We start from the raw sequence: 16,021 nt of genomic DNA, 5'->3' as shown, positions 1-16,021 counted from the left end.
AATCCAGGGAGCGTCATTAATCGCTCAGGCCCGAATGCCTCAGAACACCGACCAGCCAATCCGCTGGCTCAACAATTCCAGCGCCGCCATGCCGGCCAGCGAGTTGCCGGCGGCATTCAGTTCCGGTGACCAGACGCACACCGTGAACTGCCCCGGCACCACCGCGACGATTCCCCCGCCCACACCGCTTTTGCCCGGCAAGCCGACGCGGTAGGCGAAGTTGCCGGCTTCGTCGTACAGCCCGCTGGTGGCCATGATCGAGTTGACCTGCTGGGTCTGGCGCGCGGTAAGGATCTGTTCGCCGCTGTGTTTGCAGAACCCGTCGTTGGCCAGGAAGCAGAACGCCCGGGCCAGGTCCACGCAATTCATGCGCACCGCGCAATGGCTGAAATAGCTACGCAACACGGCCTCGACGTCGTTGTGAAAATTGCCGAACGACTGCATCAGGTAGGCCATGGCCGCATTGCGCGCGCGGTGCTGGTATTCGGATTCGGCGACCTTGCCGTCCACCATCACCTGCGGATTGCCGGACAAGCGACGGACGAAGTCGCGCATCGACAACGCTGGCGCGGCAAAGCGTGACTGGTTGATGTCGCAGATCACCAGTGCACCGGCATTGATAAAGGGATTGCGCGGGCGGCCGCGCTCGAATTCCAGCTGCACCAGCGAGTTGAACGGCTGCCCGGAAGGCTCGTGACCGAGGCGTTCCCAGATCGCCTCGCCGGAGTGATCGATGGCCTGCACCAGGCTGAACACCTTGGAAATACTCTGCACCGAAAACGGTGTATCGGCATCGCCCGCGCAATACAGCTCGCCATCGTTGCCATACACGGCAATGCCCAACTGATTGGCCGGCACCGTGCCGAGGGCGGGAATGTAGTCAGCCACCTTGCCCTGACCGATCAGCGGCCGGACGGCGTCAAGGATCTCGTTCAACAGCGCTTGCATGCCGGGTTCCGAAGTCTCGCCCCGTGGGATTGCGGGGACACGGAGGCTAGACGCTGTTGGTGAGCGCCGGATCACAGATGACCCGACCACAATCTCAACTTCACCCATCCCCCTGTAGGAGCAAGCCTGCTCGCGATAGCTGCCTGTCAGTCGACATTGATGGTGTCTGACACACCGCTATCGCGAGCAGGCTCGCTCCCACAGGGGGGTTGCACAGGCTCAAGGTGTCGGGGCCGTGTATCGGAGTGTGTACAGACGCCCTTGCGACACACCCCATCCATAAAACCCCGCACCAAAGACACATCGCAGATACACCCGCTTGATGAACTGTGCGTGTCGATTGGCCAAGCCGATCAAAGCGCTCAACTCACTCAACGCTACGGAGTATCACCATGTTCAAGCTCTCGACTTCTTCCCTGACCCTCGGCCTGATCATCGCCGGTGGCCTGGCCCTGTCCAATGCGGCTTCGGCTTCCGAATCCGAAGCGTTCAGCATGAAACAACTGGCCCACGGCTACAGCCAAGCCCAGGCCGACACCGCGGAAAAACCGGCTGAAGGCAAATGTGGCGAAGGCAAGTGCGGCGAGGGTAAGTGCGGCGCCAGCGAGTAACCCGATTACGCGGGGCAACCGCTGCCCCGCCTTCCTGACTGAACGGAGATCACGCTCATGACCACCTCACTTTCATCGGCCGTGAAAGGCCTGCACCTAAACCTTGATCGTGCCGGCAGCTGGCTCGCGCCTTTGACGCTGCGGCTGTTCATTGCCTGGGAATTCTTCGAGTCGGGCCTGGAAAAATGGAACGGCGAGAACTGGTTCGCCGACATCCAGGACGCCTTCCCGTTTCCGTTTAACCACGTGCCGGCCACGCTGAACTGGGAACTGTCGATGTGGGCGGAGCTGATTTGCGCCCTGGCCATCCTGGTCGGCTTCGGGACGCGGGTGTCGGCCATCATTCTGATCGTCGTCACGATTGTCGCGACCGCTGCCGTTCACTGGCCGACCGATTGGTCTACATTGAGTGAGCTTGCCCAGGGTTACGCCATCAGCAACAAGGGTCACGGCAACTTCAAGCTGCCGCTGATCTACCTCGCCGCCATGATGCCGTTGTTGCTCTCGGGTGCCGGCAAGCTCAGCCTGGATGCACTGTTGGCTCGATTCTTCTGGCGTCGCCATAACCGTTGACCGACCAGAGTCTCGGGCGCGTCCTCCACTCCCTTGAAAACGGAGCAATCGCCATGAGCCTCACTCTCTACGGTTTTGACGGCAGTACCTATGTGCGCACAGTGAAAATGCTGCTTGCGGAAAAAGACGCGGACTTCGACCAGGTGCAGGTCAATGTGATCAAAGGCGAGCCGCATCTGCCGGAACATTTGGTGCGGCACCCTTTCGGCAAAGTGCCCGTCATCGACCATGACGGCTTTCGGGTCATCGAAACCGGCGCGATCATCGCCTACCTGGACGAAGTCCTGCCCGGGCCGTCCATCACACCGGATAACGCCCACGACCGCGCTCGCACTCACATGGCCCAGGGCATCTACGATGCCTATGGCTATGGCAACCTGGTGCAAGTGTTCGGCTACCATCTTTTTCCTGACTTCATTGGCGGTCAGAATGAAGAGGCGCGCCGCAAAGGGATCGAACATTCGAAACGGGTGTTGCGCGAGCTGATGAAAATAAAAGGCACCGATCCGTATATCGCCGGTCTTGAACCCAGTATCGGTGACTTTTACCTGGCACCGGGCTGCGCCTACATCGCGATGACGCCGGATGCGCCACAGGTGTTTTCGGTGGACGGTTTCGACGGATGGTGGAAACGTATGCAGTCTCTGCCAAGCTACAAGGCCACGCAGCCGAAATAAGCCTCAACCTCACTCACTTGCGTAGACAGGAGCCACCATGAGCGTAACCACCCAATGGATCGAGATCGACAGCGACGAAGGCACCTTCGGCGCTTACCTGGCGATTCCGCATACTCGCAAAGGTCCGGGGATCGTGCTGATCCAGGAGATCTTCGGCGTGAATGAACACATCCGCTCGGTCGCGGAGCAATACGCCGCCGATGGTTACCTGGTGATTGCGCCGGACCTGTTCTGGCGCAACGGCCACCGTATCGAACTGGGTTACGACGAAGCGGGCTGGAAACGCGCCGTCGAGCTGATGAACGTTACCGACATCGATAAGGCGCAGGACGACATCAAACTGGCCATCGAAGCGCTCGATGCGCAACCGGGCCTGGACGGCGGCATCGCTTCCATCGGTTATTGCTTCGGCGGCTTGCTGTCCTACCTCACCGCCACTAACGGCCTGGTGGATGTGGCCATCGCCTACTACGGTGGCGGCATCCAGAACCACCTGGACCGCGCCGATGAAATCGAGGTGCCGTTGCTGATGCACTTCGGTGAACAGGACAGCCACATTCCCCTGGAAGCGGTGGAGAAAATCGCCGAGCGTTTCGACAACAACGACAACGTGGAAATCGTCGTGTACCCGGAGGCCGAGCATGGCTTCAACTGCTCGCATCGCGACAGTTACAACCAGCGTGCAGCGGCTGAGGCCCATGGCAATACGTTGATCTTTCTGGGGCAGGAGTTGTAAAGACAAAATGTGAAAAAAAGGGACTTCCATTGCTTCGTGGAAGTCCCTTTTTTGTCTGCCACTGTGATGGCCTCTTCGCGGGCAAGCCTTGCTCCTACAGTTCATGCGCCCATTTTGATATGGCGCATGATCTGTACGCGAAGGGGGCGGAGCGGTCTCAAGCCAATCAGCGGTTGATCTCTTCCACAGCATCGATCACTGGCACCTGCGGATGAGCACCGCGCTCATGCATAGGGGTCGTCGGCGTGCGGTCGATCAGCAGGCTGAGTAACTCCGGGCGGCTATAGTGGCCGCGCGAATCCATCATGCGTTTGCGCTTGTCGATAAGGCCCATGTCGAGGTCGACGATCACTTCTCCCTCGCCTTCCTGCAGCGAGCCAAGCACCACACCATCCGGGCTGATGATTGCCGTGAAGCAACCACCGGAAATCGGGCCGATAGGGCAACCGGTGTCGGCCATGATTTGTGCCTGTTGCTCAGGGTTGAGCCAAGCTGTGGAGTTCACCACAAAGCACGCCGATTCGAGGGCATGCTGGCGAATGTTGACTTCCATTTGCGAGGCAAACAGCGGACCGGCAAACGACCCCGGGTACATCGAGGCATGAATCTGTTCGCCATCGGCCATCAAGGCGTAACGGGCAAGCGGGTTGTAATGTTCCCAGCACGCCAGTTGGCCGATGCGCCCTACCACGCTGTCGACAGCGCGCAGCCCGGAGCCATCGCCCATGCCCCAGATCATCCGCTCGTGATAAGTCGGGGAAATCTTGCGCCGGTGCTGGATCAGCGTGCCATCGGCATCGAACAGCAACTGCGCGTTGTACAGCGTGCCGCCGTCACGTTCGTTGACGCCGATGGACACGACCATGCCGGCCTGTTTGGCAGCGGCGCCGATGGCATCGGTGGCGTCCGAAGGGACCGTAACGGCCTGATCCAGCAGCTTGAGGTGCTCGGCGCCCATTTCGAACGGCGCCTGCACGAAAGAAAAGTACGGATAGTACGGCACGATGGTTTCCGGGAACACGGCGAACTGAACGCCTTGGTCACCGAGTTCAAGAATCTTCTGCACGACTTTATTGACGGTGCCTTCACGGCTGTAGAGCACTGGGCTGATTTGTACGGCGGCAGCTTTGACGAGGGTCATGGTGGTGATCTCACTGAGGGAAACGGCTTCAACGAGATCTAGATTACGGCAGTCATATTTTGTCTTAAATGTCGAATACACCACCTTTCAGGACATGATCCGATTGGCGCGCTGGATCACTTGCGGCGGCTGCCCGAACGCCCGGATAAACGCCCGACGCATACGCTCGCGATCACCAAAACCGGTGTCGCTGGCCACCACATCGATGGAGTGCCGACCGGTTTCCATCATCAGCCGGGCGGCTTCCACCCGCAGGTTTTCGATGGCTTTGGCCGGGGATTGACCGGTTTCGGCATGGAAAACCCGGCTGAACTGCCGTGGGCTGAGATTGGCTGCGCTGGCCAGCTCTTCGACCGACAGCGTTGATTTGAGGTTGTGTTTGGCATAGGTCAACGCGGCCTGGATGCGATCGGTCTTGGGCTCGAGTTCGAGCATCACCGAAAACTGCGACTGCCCTCCCGCACGACGGTGATAAACCACCAATTGCCGGGCCACCACACGTGCGACCTGGGCGCCCAGATCCTTTTCCACCAGCGCCAGTGCGAGGTCCACGCAAGCGCTCATGCCCGCTGCGGTCCAGATATTGCCGTCATTGATGAAGATGCGGTCTTCTTCGACCTTCACTTTCGGGTACGCCCGCTGCAAGGCCGACGCATGACACCAGTGAGTCGTGGCCCGCCGACCATCCAGTAAACCCGCCTCCGCCAGCACAATCGCGCCGGTGCAGATCGAGCCCAGGCGTCGGGTGGTCAGGCTGGCGTTGCGCAAAAACTTAACCATGCCCGGTGATGTCGGCCGGATCAGGTTGTCCCCCATCACCAGCAGCGTATCGAAGGAACGCTCGTCAAACGCGCGGGTTTCCACGCCAAAACCGGCCGACGTCATTACAGAGCCGCCCTGCTCCGACAGCAGCGCAATGCTGTACACCGGCTCGTCGGCCGCCATATTGGCCAACTCGAAGGTAGCGCACATGGCCAGGCCCAGCACCTGGAAACCGGGGGTAAACGATGAGTCCGATGTTGTGCATGGCGGCTGTCCGATTACGTGGCATGACGTGTTTCAAGCCATCGTAGTAGAACCCTGCCTCCGTCGAAATGGAACCAGTCGTTGGTCAAATAAGGATATGGCCTGGACCTACTTCGCCGAACCATCATGCGGTTTATAAAACCGGAACATCCCGATTTCAGCGGTTTTGATGTACTCCTTGGCCCAGTCCGGTTTCACCGTGCGGTCATGAAAATACATCGCGCCACCGGTGCGATCCGGGAGCTGCTTGTTCAGCGCCTTGCGCGCGATTTCCTTGGCCAGGGCATATTGCGTCTCTTCCTGGACGGTGTCCGGGCGCCCGTCACACCACCACGAAAACTGGCAGCTCTTGGTCTCTGAACCTTGCTTGACCACCGCGCACACGGTGTCGGGGAAACCAGCGTGGCCGAGGCGGTTCATGACCACGTTGGCGACGGCGGCCATGTCGTCGGTGTCCTTGCCTTTGGCCTCCCAGTAGATGGAGCGGGCCATGCAGGTTATTGCATCGTCCAGCGGAGACTTGCCGGCGGGATCGACGGCCTGGACTTCGGATTGGGTGATCGCCTCGGATTTAGGCACCGGTACATCGGCGCTCTTGTCCGCGGCTTTTTGCTCAAGCACCTGAGCCTTGTCTTCAGCCACTTCTTTTTTTTGCTGCTGGTCGTCGGCAATAACCTGGCCTGCGACAAGGGTAACCACGAGAAACGCAACGGACCATTTGAAGGACATGATGGAGACACTCTGTTTGGCGTCGAGGGAAGCGCCCGTTTGGCGACTTGGCTTCAGTGTAGTAGCCAAATCATGTCAACCGCCGGACAACAAAGCGCAAAAAGGCATTGCGCGGCATGGGGTGGAATCGCGCATGATGGGCGCAGTCAATTCAAGGGAGATTTCCATGCGCGTCCTGTCATCCGCTCTGCGTTTTGCCGTGTTGCCACTGGGGTTGGTGTTCGCCGCCACTGCTGTGGCCAGCGAAGAAACGCAATTGGTCGAGTCGATCAACGTTTACCGCAGCCAGGTACAGCGTTGCGCCGGTCAGGCGTCATCGGTGTTGCCGCCGCTGACGAGCGATTCGCGCCTGAACCTGTCACCCAGCGGAGCTGTCGACTTGCAGCAGGCCATGGCTCAAGCGTCGTACCCGATGACCAACGTGCAAGCGATTATGTTGTCCGGACCGCGTGATGCACAGTCCGCCATGACGGCGATCAAGGAGAGCTTCTGCCAGGTCGTGCTGAACCCGCAATTCATCGACGTCGGTGTCAGCCACCAGGGTCGCGACTGGCGCATTGTGCTCGCGCGACCGCAATTGACCGCGCGCATGGGTGACGCCGCGGCTGAGGGCCAGAAGTTGCTGGGCTTGCTCAATACCGCCCGCGCCCAACCGCGCCAATGCGGCGGCCAACCGTTTGCCGCGACCACGCCGCTGGCCTGGAATGCGACGTTGGCGGCCGCGGCCGAAGCGCATACCCGGGCCATGGCGAATAACAATTTCTTCGACCACAAGGACCAGGACGGTCGCACACCGGGGGATCGCGCTGAACTGGCGGGATACACCTATCAGGAAATCGGCGAGAACATCGCTGCCGGGCAAGACACCCCGCGCAAGGTCGTCGATGGCTGGCTGGCCAGCCCCGGGCATTGCGCCAATCTGATGAACCCACAGTTCCGCGAACTGGGCGCGGCCTATGCGGTTGATCCAAAGAGTGACGCCGGGATTTACTGGACAGCCATGTTTGGTACGCAATAAAGGCGATGGTCAGAGCGGTGGTTCACCGCTCTTACAACGTGTGCTGGCGGTTACCGATGTCTTTGGCTTTTTCAACTGCCCAGGCCAAAGCGTCCTCCATGTCCAACAGATGCGGACGCGGGTCATTGTCCTCTTTTATGACCGAGCCATCCGGCCGGTAAACACCGATGAACATCTTCAGGGAGCCGTCCCTCAATATCTCGGCTTTCACGTCGATCCTGCATCCGTTGGATAGCGTTTCCTTGTGTTCCTCATGGCGTTCAGTCATCGCTGTCTCCCTCTCGTGGTGAATGGATCGGGCCAGAGCATTGGACGCGAAAGCCCTGATTCGGGGCTCGCGCCGTCATTCTTTCTGAGCGTAGTAGAAGATCGGCCGGGTCAGGACTGGCCACTGATACAAGGTATTAACGCCGACAAACCTCACAGGACAGCGGCGTAATGCCACCTATACTCCATGCCACCAACCCCGTCCGGGGCCTGCACTACCAACAATAAAAAGCAGAGGTGGAACATGGTCTGGCAGCAAATCTACGATCCCTTTGGTAACCCGGTGCTTTCAACCATCATGGCGGCGGTGCCGGTGGTGGTGATGCTGGCATCCCTGGCGTTTTTCCATATCAAGGCGCATCTGGCAGCCTTGCTGGCCCTTGGCTCGGCGCTGTTGATTGCCATTTTTGCCTTCGGCATGCCCGCGGACATGGCCGGCTCGGCGGCACTCTACGGCGCCGCCAACGGCCTGCTGCCGATTGGCTGGATTGTCCTCAACATCATCTTCCTGCACCGGCTGACCACCGAAAACGGTTCGTTCAAAGTGCTGCAGGATTCCCTTGCGCGCATCACCGACGATCGACGCCTGCAACTGCTGCTGATCGCCTTCTGCTTCGGCGCCTTCTTTGAAGGGGCTGCCGGGTTCGGCACGCCGGTGGCGGTGACCGGGGCGATTCTGATCGGCTTGGGCTTCTCGCCGCTGGCCGCCTCAGGCCTGGCGCTGATCGCCAACACCGCGCCCGTGGCGTTTGGTGCACTGGGCACGCCCATCATCACCTTGGCCAAGGTCACCGGCCTGGATGAAATGGAGCTGTCGATGATGGTCGGCCGGCAGTTGCCGTTCTTCTCGGTGCTCGTGCCGTTCTGGTTGATCTGGGCCTTTGCCGGCTGGCGCAAAATGCTGGAAATCTGGCCGGCCATTCTGGTAGCCGGGGTCAGTTTCGCCGTGCCGCAGTTTCTGGTGTCCAACTACCACGGGCCGATGCTGGTGGACGTGATCGCCGCGCTGATCTCCATGGCCTGCCTGACCGGTTTCCTCAAGGTCTGGAAACCGGCCACGATCCACACCTCGGCAGCCCTGACAGGGCATGTCGACAACTCGAAGATCGACGAGGAGCATCAGCAAAAACCCGAGGCCAGCGGGACCTTCGCCAGCGATGCCAAACCGGCGGTGATGCGCGCCTGGATGCCGTGGATCATCCTCACCGTGTTTGTGTTCGCCTGGGGCACCCAGGGCTTCAAGAACATGTTCGACACCCGTCCGGCAATCGATCCGGCCACCAATTCGGCCAAGCTCGACCCTCAGGGCAAACCGGTGCGCGAAGCCAACCCGATCTTCGCCCCGATCGTGACCTTCACCACCATTCATCAGCAAATCGAAAAGGTGCCGCCCGTGGTGCCCGCGGCAAAAACCGAGGAAGCGGTCTACAAATTCACCTGGTTCACCAGCACCGGCAGCGGCATCCTCCTGGCGGCCATCGTCGGCGGCCTGCTGATGGGCTATTCCATCCCGCAACTGGCCCGCCAATACCTGCGAACGCTGTGGGTGGTGCGTTACTCACTCATCACCATCGTGGCCATGCTTGCGCTCGGTTTCCTCACGCGCTACTCGGGCCTCGACGCCACCATGGGCCTGGCCTTCGCCGCGACCGGCATCTTCTACCCCATGTTCGGCACCCTCCTGGGCTGGCTCGGCGTGGCGTTGACCGGCTCCGACACCGCCTCCAACGTGCTGTTCGGCGGCTTGCAACGAGTGACCGCCGAGCAACTGGGCATCAGCCCGGTGCTGATGGCCGCAGCCAACAGTTCCGGTGGGGTCATGGGCAAAATGGTCGACGCCCAGTCGATCGTGGTCGCGTCCACGGCGACTCGCTGGTACGGGCATGAAGGGGAGATTCTGCGATATGTGTTCTTCCACTCGATTGTGCTGGCGATCTTGGTCGGTGGGTTGGTGACGTTGCAGGCTTATGTGGCGCCGTTCAGCAGTATGGTGGTGGGCGGACACTAGACGTCAAAAGGTCCCAGACCCGGGCGAGTCGCCCGGGTCAGGGCTTGAAAACGCGCGGATCAAGTCAGACGGCCGCCCGACATCAACCCCTCGGTCAGCAACGACACCAACGGCTGCACCAGATGCTGAGTCCGAACATCATCACCAATCACCGCCACCTCGGTGCTGGGTAAAGTCGGCAACTTCTGCGACGGTTCCAGTATGCGCATCCCTTCCTGCAAAAATGACGTTCCCAACGCCGTAATCCCCAACCCCCCCGCAACCGCCGCCTGCACCCCCATCAAATTGCTGGCCAGGCACGCGGATGCCCATTCCCGCCCGACCGTGGCCAGGGCTTCGATCATGATGGCGCGGTACGCACAGGGCGGCCGCATCATCACCAACCGCACCGGTTTCGACGATTCGATTTGGTAATCCTTCGCGGCAATCCACACCAGCGGCTCACGCCAGATGACTCGGCCTCGCGTGGTCCCGGAGCTGAATTTTCGCTTGGAAATAACCACGTCCAGTAGCCCGGCTTCGTAGTCGGTGAGCAGGTCGTCGCTCAAGCCTGTGGTGAGTTCGAGTTGAATGTCGGGATACAACTGGGTGAAGCGCGACAGCAGCTTGGGCAGCTGGGTCGGCACGAGGTTTTCCGAGATCCCCAGGCGCAGCAGGGTGACGGTCGCCGGCGCCTTGATGTCCCGCATGAAGGTGTCGAAATGCACCATCATTCGGCGTGCGCCTGCCAGCAGTCGCTCGCCGTCCGGGGTCAGGGTCAGGGCGCGGCTGGTGCGTTCGAAGACACGAAAACCAAGCACCTCCTCCAGCCGGATGATCTTCTGGCTCACTGCCGATTGCGACCGCGCGATCACCTCGGCAGCAGCAGTGAAACTGCCGGTCTCCGCCACGGCGATAAACGCCCGAAGCAGGTCGATCTCAAGGTCGCTGGCTTGCATGATGGATTCGCCTTTCTACTGGATGCCATTAAATTTATGCGTTTGTGTTCTAGATAGCAATTGCCGAACATCGTACTCAATCCAATACGAGGCGTTCGAAAATGGCAGTCAATAAAGCAGTAGATATTGTTGAAAGTTTCTGGCGCGAAGTCTGGCAAGCCAAGGACCCGCAAGCCGCAGCGCGCTTTGTAGCCGAAGACTTTGTGATCACGTCTGGCGGGATGGATATCGTCGGCCGCGATGCCTTTATTCAATGGATCGGTGTCTTTCTGTCGAAGATCGAAGACTTCGAATTCAGCAGTATCGAGACGTTTCAGAACGCCGAAGGCACTCGCGTCGCTTCCCGCTGGAAACTGGCCGGAAAGAACCAGGGCTTTATTGGTGGCCGCACGTGTAACAGCCCCTTTGAAATGCTCGGCACTGCGGTCTGGGAAGTTCGACCGGACGGGCTGCTGGCGCATAACTGGGTTGAGCGTAATTCGCTGGAAGTTCATCGCGATTTGATCGGGCTCTGAACTTCAACGCTTCAAGTTGCCAACTGCAGAGTTTCACCCCGCTCCCTTTGTTTGCGTCCACGCAACGCGCTCGGAGGGAGCACCCTGATTGAATTGAAAATGACATCGACGACTTTATTCATCTTGCTTCTACAGATCCTCACGCCCCCACACGGTGCGCGACCACCTGAAGTGGTGATGGATATCCGACGTCATCTTTATTGGGCGGCGCTGCAACTAACGACATAAAACCACATGCGTATTTATTCACATGTCAGGTGAGCCTATGGGGAATTTCGCATAGAGCGCTATATCTCCAGAATGACCCGAGCCTGCCAGACGGCAGACGTTGCTCACTCATCATCATGACAGGAAGCACATCATGAACATTCGAACATTACTGGCTACAACCACGCTAACCATTGCCGCGTTCACCGGTTACGCCCAGGCGGACACGCCCGACGTACCCGCCAAGCCTTATCACTACGGCATGCCGATACACGTGGCCAAGGTCATTTCCCTTGAAGAGCCTCGTTCCGCCGATTGCGAAGTGGTCAACGCCAAACTTACTTATCTGGACGACTCCGGGAATGTCGAGGCTTTCACCTACTTCAAAATGGCCCAAGCCTGCGAAGAGCAGAACTGAATGAGGGGCTGTAAAACAAAAGCCGCATTGAACGGCAAGCCAATTGACCCGCTGGTGCATCGCATCAGCGGGTCTTTTTTTACGATGGGTTAAATAAGATCAAGCGCTGGGCAATGCCACGACTGACCGCACCTAATTGGGCAGATCAATTTTATCCAGCACTTGAGCAGCCGAACGCAGGCTTCGTCAGCGGCCACAGAAGTTGTGTTACCAGAGGAATTGGTTAACGACCACAGCTAAGGCATCAAGCGGCCTTATCTGTAAGCCCACCGCGAACCTTCACCGCCGAAGATTGCCCCGCACCGAACACCAACCCCGAAGCAAACACCACCCCAAGAATCACGCCGCCCGCCCCCAGCAACTGCCACACATTGGGCAGCACACCGAGTATCGAGGACACCAGCATGGTGAACACAGGCGCCAGGTTGAAGAAGATCGACGTGCGCGCCGCACCGATCGCATGAATGCCTTTGAACCACAGCAAGTAGGCAATCAACGAACCACAGACCGCCAAGTAGAAAACCGCTCCATGCACAGACAACGAAGCCGTACTGATCGAGGCCATCGGGCTTTCATAGATGAAGCCCAACACGATCAGGCCAATGACACCGAACAGCATCGAAAACGTGGTGGTTTCCAGCGGTGTCGAGTCTTTGACGAAGCGTCGGGTGCCGACCATGTTGGCTGCCCAGGCGATGCTGCCGGCCAGAATGATCGCGTCGCCGGTCGCCACTTTCAGCCCGAGCAGCACCTGGATATCCCCGCGCGTGATCACCAGTCCCACGCCCAGCAATCCCAGCACCAGCCCGATGGCGCGGCCGCGATCAATGCGTTCGCCTTCCAGCAGCACCGCGAAGATCATGGTCCACAGCGGCGTGGTCGCCAGGATCAGCGCGCCGTTGATGGGCGTGGTGGTTTGCAGGCCGAAGAAGGTCGCGAGGTTGAACGCGGTAAAGCCCAGCAGGCCCAGACCGATAAACGCGGCAAGATTGTTTTTCAGCGTGGTGAGGCGCAACTTGCCCGCCAGGCCGAAAACCAGCAACAGCAACAGGGTAGAAATGGCAAAGCGCTCAATGGACGCGCTGATCGGTGCCATGCTCTTGATGATATAGGCACCGGCATTGAAGTTGGTGCCCCAGAAAAACGTGGCGCCGACGATGCCGGCATACGCGAGAGGCGTTGATTTGGACATGGCTGTTTCCTCGTCAAGTCGTGCGATGAACACGCCGCACACGGCGCGCTTCAGACCTGCTTGTCAGGTGTTGAAGAATTCTTGCAGGCTTGGCGATGGGGCAAAATTCCCCATTTATTCACCCTTCATGTGAGAAAACGCCCATGTTCGATTGGGAGGATCTTCGCTACTTCATCGTCTTCGCCCACGAGCAGTCGTTGTCGGCGGCGGCGCGCAAGCTCAAGGTCGACCACGCCACCGTGGCGCGACGCATCAGCGCGCTGGAGAGTTCGCTGAACCTCAAGCTGGTGGACCGGCGCCCTCGTTCCTATGTCATCACCGAGGACGGCGAGCGAATTGCCCAGCTCGGGCGGCGCATGGAAAGCGAGTCCTTCGCGGTGCAACGCTCGGCGCTCGCCGGGCAGGAAAGCTTTACCGGCGAAGTCACCGTCAGTGCCCCGCCCGCCCTGGCCTGCGCGTTGATAGCGCCGCGAATCAAGGCGTTGCGCACCCTGCATCCGCAACTGTCTGTGCAGTTGATCGGCAGTCTGGACAGCGCTTCGTTGTCGCGGCGCGAAGCCGATATTGCCGTGCGCCTGAGCCGCCCCAAGGAGCCGGACCTGGTGGCGCGCAAGGTGGCGACGGTGCAGTTTCACCTGTACGGCTCGGCAGATTACTTGTCCAAGACCGCCCCGGAAGATCTGGCGTTCATCGCTTACGACCAGACCATGGAGCAAACCCCGCAACAGATCTGGCTCAAGCAACAAGCGGGGGATCGGCCGATCCTGCTGCGCAGCAATGATCTGAACATCCAGGCGACCATTGCCCAGGCAGGCGCCGGCGTTGCGGCACTGCCGTACTTCCTTGGCGAGCACTACGGATTGCAAGCGATGGAGACCGTGGGCGCGGGGCTGGCGCGTGAAGTGTGGCTGGTGGTCCACAGCGACATCCGGCACACCCCGTCGGTGCAGGCGGTGATGAGTTTCCTCGCGTCCTGTTTCGAAAACTGAGTCAGTGCGCCAAACGCTGCTTTACTGATTCAGATCCTGAACCAACGGGAAGTGCCCCCATGGAACGTCTCACCGCCAAAGACTTCGCCCCGGAACTGCTGGAGCTCTACGACTACTACGCCCACGGCAAGATCAACCGGCGCGAGTTTCTTGATCGAGCAGCGCTGTTCACCCTGGGCGGTTTGACAGCCAGCGCCCTCCTCGCCTCCCTGAGCCCGAACTACGCGCTCGCCGAGCAAGTTGAATTCACCGACCCGGACATCCTCCCCGAGTACATTTCCTATCCATCACCCAAGGGCCACGGCAATGTCCGCGGCTATCTGGTGCGCCCGGCCAAAGCCACCGGCAAGGTGCCGGCGGTGTTGGTCGTGCATGAAAACCGTGGGCTCAACCCTTACATCGAGGACGTCGCCCGGCGCGTTGCCAAAGCGGGGTTTATTGCCCTCGCACCCGATGGCCTGAGTTCGGTGGGCGGCTATCCGGGCAACGATGAAAAAGGCAAGGAGTTACAAGCGACTGTCGATCCGGAAAAGCTGATGAATGACTTTTTCGCCGCCATTGACTGGTTGATGAAAAATGACAAGACCACGGGGAAGGTCGGCATCACCGGGTTCTGCTATGGCGGCGGCGTCTCCAATGCGGCGGCGGTGGCCTACCCGGAACTGGCGGCGGCCGTGCCCTTTTATGGCCGTCAGCCAAAGGCTGAGGATGTGCCGAAAATCAAGGCGCCGCTGCTGTTGCATTACGGCGAACTGGACAAGGGCATCAATGAAGGATGGCCGGCGTATGAGAAAGCGTTGAAAGCGTCGGGTAAAACTTACGAGGCATTCATTTACGCAGGCTGCAATCACGGTTTTCATAACGATTCCACGCCTCGCTACGATGAAGCCGCCGCGAAGCTCGCGTGGGACAGGACCGTGGCCTGGTTCAACAAATACCTGGTTTAGGCTGCTGTTTGCCGGTGTGGGCTACACCGTTATCAATTGCTTCGATCTTTTAAATCATGAAGCCGAATTTCTTATTTTTCAGCGGCGAGTTCAGGATGGCGCCACTTCTGATTATTCGGGCGAAAGCTTCATGAACATCAATTTTGCGTTTGCGTGCTTGATCGTGGTGTCGTTTGCGATTGCCCTGGGGCATGGCTGATCGCTCAGGCGTGCGCTTGCACCACTTCGATTCCCAGCTTGCGATAGTCGTCGATGTCGCCTGACGCCACGTGACGCTCGGTAATCAGGGTGTGCAATCGTGAGCACGGCACGACGATGTACGGTTCCACCGCACCCAATTTGTCCGCCGTTGTAACGGCGATCACTTGAGAGGCACTGTCAAACAGCGCCTGCTTCACTGGCACCTCATCAAAATGCAGCGAGCTGATGCCGACCTCCGGATGAATCGCACAAACCCCGGTAAACAGCACGTCAGCCTTGATGCCTTGCAACAAGCGCACGGTCTCGTGACCGCTGACCGACATCGTCGCCAGGTTAAGTTGCCCACCCGCCAGAATCACCTTGATGCCTGGGTATTCCGCGAGGGTAATCGCGGTTAACGGCGATGTGGTGATGGCCGTGATGGAAATAGTCGAAGGCAAGGACCGGGCGATCTGCAGCGTGGTACTCCCCGAATCGAACATCACGATCTGACCATCCCGGACGTGTCGCGCGGCGAGTTGTGCGAGGTGCACTTTCACCTCGTCGGTTTCACCTACCCGAGTGAGGAAATCCTTGCCCGTATCCTTGGGCCGAGGCAGCGCGCCACCGTGCACGCGTTGCACCAGACCGGCGCTGTGCAGCTCCGACAGGTCGCGACGAATGGTGTCTTCCGAAACGGCGAAATGCTGGCTCAATTCAGAGGCCATGACCTTGCCGTCGCGCTCGAGGATCAGGAGGATTTTTTGCCGGCGCACGGAAGGAAGCTCGGTGGCCGAATGCTGATCTTGCATGTTTATGCCTGAATTTGCGTGTTTGTGCGAGATTAGCCAAACCGTTGCGTAAACACAATCGCGGTTTTGTTTTCTGGCAAACTCCCCGG

At 59.4% G+C, this 16,021-nt stretch carries 17 protein-coding genes and 1 pseudogene; 10 read left to right on the top strand and 8 right to left on the bottom strand.

The annotated features are described in order from the left end of the window. Positions 1-39: 39 nt before the first annotated feature. The gene (glsB, locus tag JIO00_RS12405) at positions 40-948 is read right to left on the bottom strand and encodes a glutaminase B (RefSeq protein ID WP_010459549.1); all 909 of its coding nucleotides are present in this window, start codon (positions 946-948) and stop codon (positions 40-42) included. Between the two features lie 392 nt (positions 949-1,340). Here glsB and JIO00_RS12400 point away from each other — a divergent pair, with 392 nt between their 5' ends. From JIO00_RS12400 to JIO00_RS12385, 4 genes are read left to right on the top strand one after another with little or no spacing between them, the layout of a single operon-like run. Further along, positions 1,341-1,559, top strand: a complete 219-nt coding sequence (locus tag JIO00_RS12400; protein ID WP_154912555.1) for an HvfA family oxazolone/thioamide-modified RiPP metallophore — start codon at positions 1,341-1,343, stop codon at positions 1,557-1,559. Positions 1,560-1,616: 57 nt separating this feature from the next. Beyond that, complete coding sequence (locus JIO00_RS12395) at positions 1,617-2,132, top strand: HvfX family Cu-binding RiPP maturation protein (protein WP_200668345.1); 516 nt, start codon at positions 1,617-1,619, stop codon at positions 2,130-2,132. 53 nt (positions 2,133-2,185) lie between these two features. Next, complete coding sequence (locus JIO00_RS12390) at positions 2,186-2,809, top strand: glutathione S-transferase family protein (RefSeq protein ID WP_010459543.1); 624 nt, start codon at positions 2,186-2,188, stop codon at positions 2,807-2,809. Between the two features lie 37 nt (positions 2,810-2,846). Continuing rightward, a complete protein-coding gene (locus tag JIO00_RS12385) occupies positions 2,847-3,545 on the top strand; it encodes a dienelactone hydrolase family protein (RefSeq protein ID WP_200668344.1) in 699 nt (232 codons plus the stop codon). A 166-nt stretch (positions 3,546-3,711) separates the two neighbouring features. On the opposite strand, the gene JIO00_RS12380 is transcribed toward JIO00_RS12385, so the two are convergent. From JIO00_RS12380 to JIO00_RS12370, 3 genes and pseudogenes are all read right to left on the bottom strand, one after another. Next, a complete protein-coding gene (locus JIO00_RS12380; protein ID WP_200668343.1) occupies positions 3,712-4,686 on the bottom strand; it encodes a nitrilase-related carbon-nitrogen hydrolase in 975 nt (324 codons plus the stop codon). Positions 4,687-4,773: 87 nt separating this feature from the next. Continuing rightward, positions 4,774-5,713 (bottom strand): annotated as a pseudogene (locus tag JIO00_RS12375) (GlxA family transcriptional regulator). Between the two features lie 107 nt (positions 5,714-5,820). After that, complete coding sequence (locus JIO00_RS12370) at positions 5,821-6,441, bottom strand: cell wall hydrolase (protein ID WP_077750136.1); 621 nt, start codon at positions 6,439-6,441, stop codon at positions 5,821-5,823. Positions 6,442-6,607: 166 nt separating this feature from the next. Between JIO00_RS12370 and JIO00_RS12365 the strand changes: the two genes are divergently transcribed. Further along, positions 6,608-7,459 (top strand): CAP domain-containing protein, encoded by an 852-nt coding sequence (locus tag JIO00_RS12365; RefSeq protein ID WP_010459535.1) that lies wholly within the window; start codon positions 6,608-6,610, stop codon positions 7,457-7,459. Positions 7,460-7,490: 31 nt separating this feature from the next. Here the strand turns inward: JIO00_RS12365 and JIO00_RS12360 are convergent, their stop codons facing one another. Then, a complete protein-coding gene (locus JIO00_RS12360) occupies positions 7,491-7,727 on the bottom strand; it encodes a hypothetical protein (RefSeq protein ID WP_010459533.1) in 237 nt (78 codons plus the stop codon). A 243-nt stretch (positions 7,728-7,970) separates the two neighbouring features. Here JIO00_RS12360 and JIO00_RS12355 point away from each other — a divergent pair, with 243 nt between their 5' ends. Then, entirely contained in the window at positions 7,971-9,734 is a 1,764-nt protein-coding gene (locus JIO00_RS12355) for an L-lactate permease (RefSeq protein ID WP_010459532.1), read from the top strand. A gap of 59 nt (positions 9,735-9,793) precedes the next feature. On the opposite strand, the gene JIO00_RS12350 is transcribed toward JIO00_RS12355, so the two are convergent. Continuing rightward, positions 9,794-10,672, bottom strand: a complete 879-nt coding sequence (locus JIO00_RS12350) for a LysR substrate-binding domain-containing protein (protein ID WP_010459531.1) — start codon at positions 10,670-10,672, stop codon at positions 9,794-9,796. Positions 10,673-10,773: 101 nt separating this feature from the next. On the opposite strand from JIO00_RS12350, the gene JIO00_RS12345 reads away from it, so the two are divergent. After that, a complete protein-coding gene (locus tag JIO00_RS12345; protein ID WP_145309334.1) occupies positions 10,774-11,187 on the top strand; it encodes an ester cyclase in 414 nt (137 codons plus the stop codon). A 361-nt stretch (positions 11,188-11,548) separates the two neighbouring features. Beyond that, entirely contained in the window at positions 11,549-11,812 is a 264-nt protein-coding gene (locus JIO00_RS12340; RefSeq protein ID WP_200668341.1) for a DUF2790 domain-containing protein, read from the top strand. Positions 11,813-12,056: 244 nt separating this feature from the next. On the opposite strand, the gene JIO00_RS12335 is transcribed toward JIO00_RS12340, so the two are convergent. Further along, complete coding sequence (locus tag JIO00_RS12335) at positions 12,057-13,004, bottom strand: DMT family transporter (RefSeq protein WP_200668340.1); 948 nt, start codon at positions 13,002-13,004, stop codon at positions 12,057-12,059. A 143-nt stretch (positions 13,005-13,147) separates the two neighbouring features. On the opposite strand from JIO00_RS12335, the gene JIO00_RS12330 reads away from it, so the two are divergent. Next, positions 13,148-13,993 carry a LysR family transcriptional regulator gene (locus JIO00_RS12330; RefSeq protein WP_200668339.1) on the top strand — a complete coding sequence of 282 codons (846 nt, stop codon included), beginning with the start codon at positions 13,148-13,150 and terminating at the stop codon, positions 13,991-13,993. Positions 13,994-14,052: 59 nt separating this feature from the next. Continuing rightward, positions 14,053-14,940: a YghX family hydrolase gene (gene yghX / locus JIO00_RS12325; protein ID WP_010459524.1), complete on the top strand. Its 888-nt coding sequence runs from the start codon at positions 14,053-14,055 to the stop codon at positions 14,938-14,940. Between the two features lie 203 nt (positions 14,941-15,143). Here the strand turns inward: yghX and JIO00_RS12320 are convergent, their stop codons facing one another. Beyond that, positions 15,144-15,932, bottom strand: coding sequence for a DeoR/GlpR family DNA-binding transcription regulator (locus tag JIO00_RS12320; protein ID WP_010459523.1), 789 nt, complete (start codon positions 15,930-15,932; stop codon positions 15,144-15,146). Positions 15,933-16,021 lie beyond the last annotated feature (89 nt).

The sequence above is a fragment of the Pseudomonas sp. SW-3 genome, assembly GCF_016615645.1.
GTDB classification, from domain to species: domain Bacteria; phylum Pseudomonadota; class Gammaproteobacteria; order Pseudomonadales; family Pseudomonadaceae; genus Aquipseudomonas; species Aquipseudomonas mandelii.
Note: the sequence above shows the minus strand (reverse complement) of the source record. Positions and strands in the feature narration are given on the sequence as shown.

Coding starts and splice junctions, on each gene's coding strand:
- glsB (WP_010459549.1), bottom strand. CDS start 948: ATGCAAGCGCTGTTGAACGAGATCCTTGACGCCGTCCGGCCGCTGATC.
- JIO00_RS12400 (WP_154912555.1), top strand. CDS start 1,341: ATGTTCAAGCTCTCGACTTCTTCCCTGACCCTCGGCCTGATCATCGCC.
- JIO00_RS12395 (WP_200668345.1), top strand. CDS start 1,617: ATGACCACCTCACTTTCATCGGCCGTGAAAGGCCTGCACCTAAACCTT.
- JIO00_RS12390 (WP_010459543.1), top strand. CDS start 2,186: ATGAGCCTCACTCTCTACGGTTTTGACGGCAGTACCTATGTGCGCACA.
- JIO00_RS12385 (WP_200668344.1), top strand. CDS start 2,847: ATGAGCGTAACCACCCAATGGATCGAGATCGACAGCGACGAAGGCACC.
- JIO00_RS12380 (WP_200668343.1), bottom strand. CDS start 4,686: ATGACCCTCGTCAAAGCTGCCGCCGTACAAATCAGCCCAGTGCTCTAC.
- JIO00_RS12370 (WP_077750136.1), bottom strand. CDS start 6,441: ATGTCCTTCAAATGGTCCGTTGCGTTTCTCGTGGTTACCCTTGTCGCA.
- JIO00_RS12365 (WP_010459535.1), top strand. CDS start 6,608: ATGCGCGTCCTGTCATCCGCTCTGCGTTTTGCCGTGTTGCCACTGGGG.
- JIO00_RS12360 (WP_010459533.1), bottom strand. CDS start 7,727: ATGACTGAACGCCATGAGGAACACAAGGAAACGCTATCCAACGGATGC.
- JIO00_RS12355 (WP_010459532.1), top strand. CDS start 7,971: ATGGTCTGGCAGCAAATCTACGATCCCTTTGGTAACCCGGTGCTTTCA.
- JIO00_RS12350 (WP_010459531.1), bottom strand. CDS start 10,672: ATGCAAGCCAGCGACCTTGAGATCGACCTGCTTCGGGCGTTTATCGCC.
- JIO00_RS12345 (WP_145309334.1), top strand. CDS start 10,774: ATGGCAGTCAATAAAGCAGTAGATATTGTTGAAAGTTTCTGGCGCGAA.
- JIO00_RS12340 (WP_200668341.1), top strand. CDS start 11,549: ATGAACATTCGAACATTACTGGCTACAACCACGCTAACCATTGCCGCG.
- JIO00_RS12335 (WP_200668340.1), bottom strand. CDS start 13,004: ATGTCCAAATCAACGCCTCTCGCGTATGCCGGCATCGTCGGCGCCACG.
- JIO00_RS12330 (WP_200668339.1), top strand. CDS start 13,148: ATGTTCGATTGGGAGGATCTTCGCTACTTCATCGTCTTCGCCCACGAG.
- yghX (WP_010459524.1), top strand. CDS start 14,053: ATGGAACGTCTCACCGCCAAAGACTTCGCCCCGGAACTGCTGGAGCTC.
- JIO00_RS12320 (WP_010459523.1), bottom strand. CDS start 15,932: ATGCAAGATCAGCATTCGGCCACCGAGCTTCCTTCCGTGCGCCGGCAA.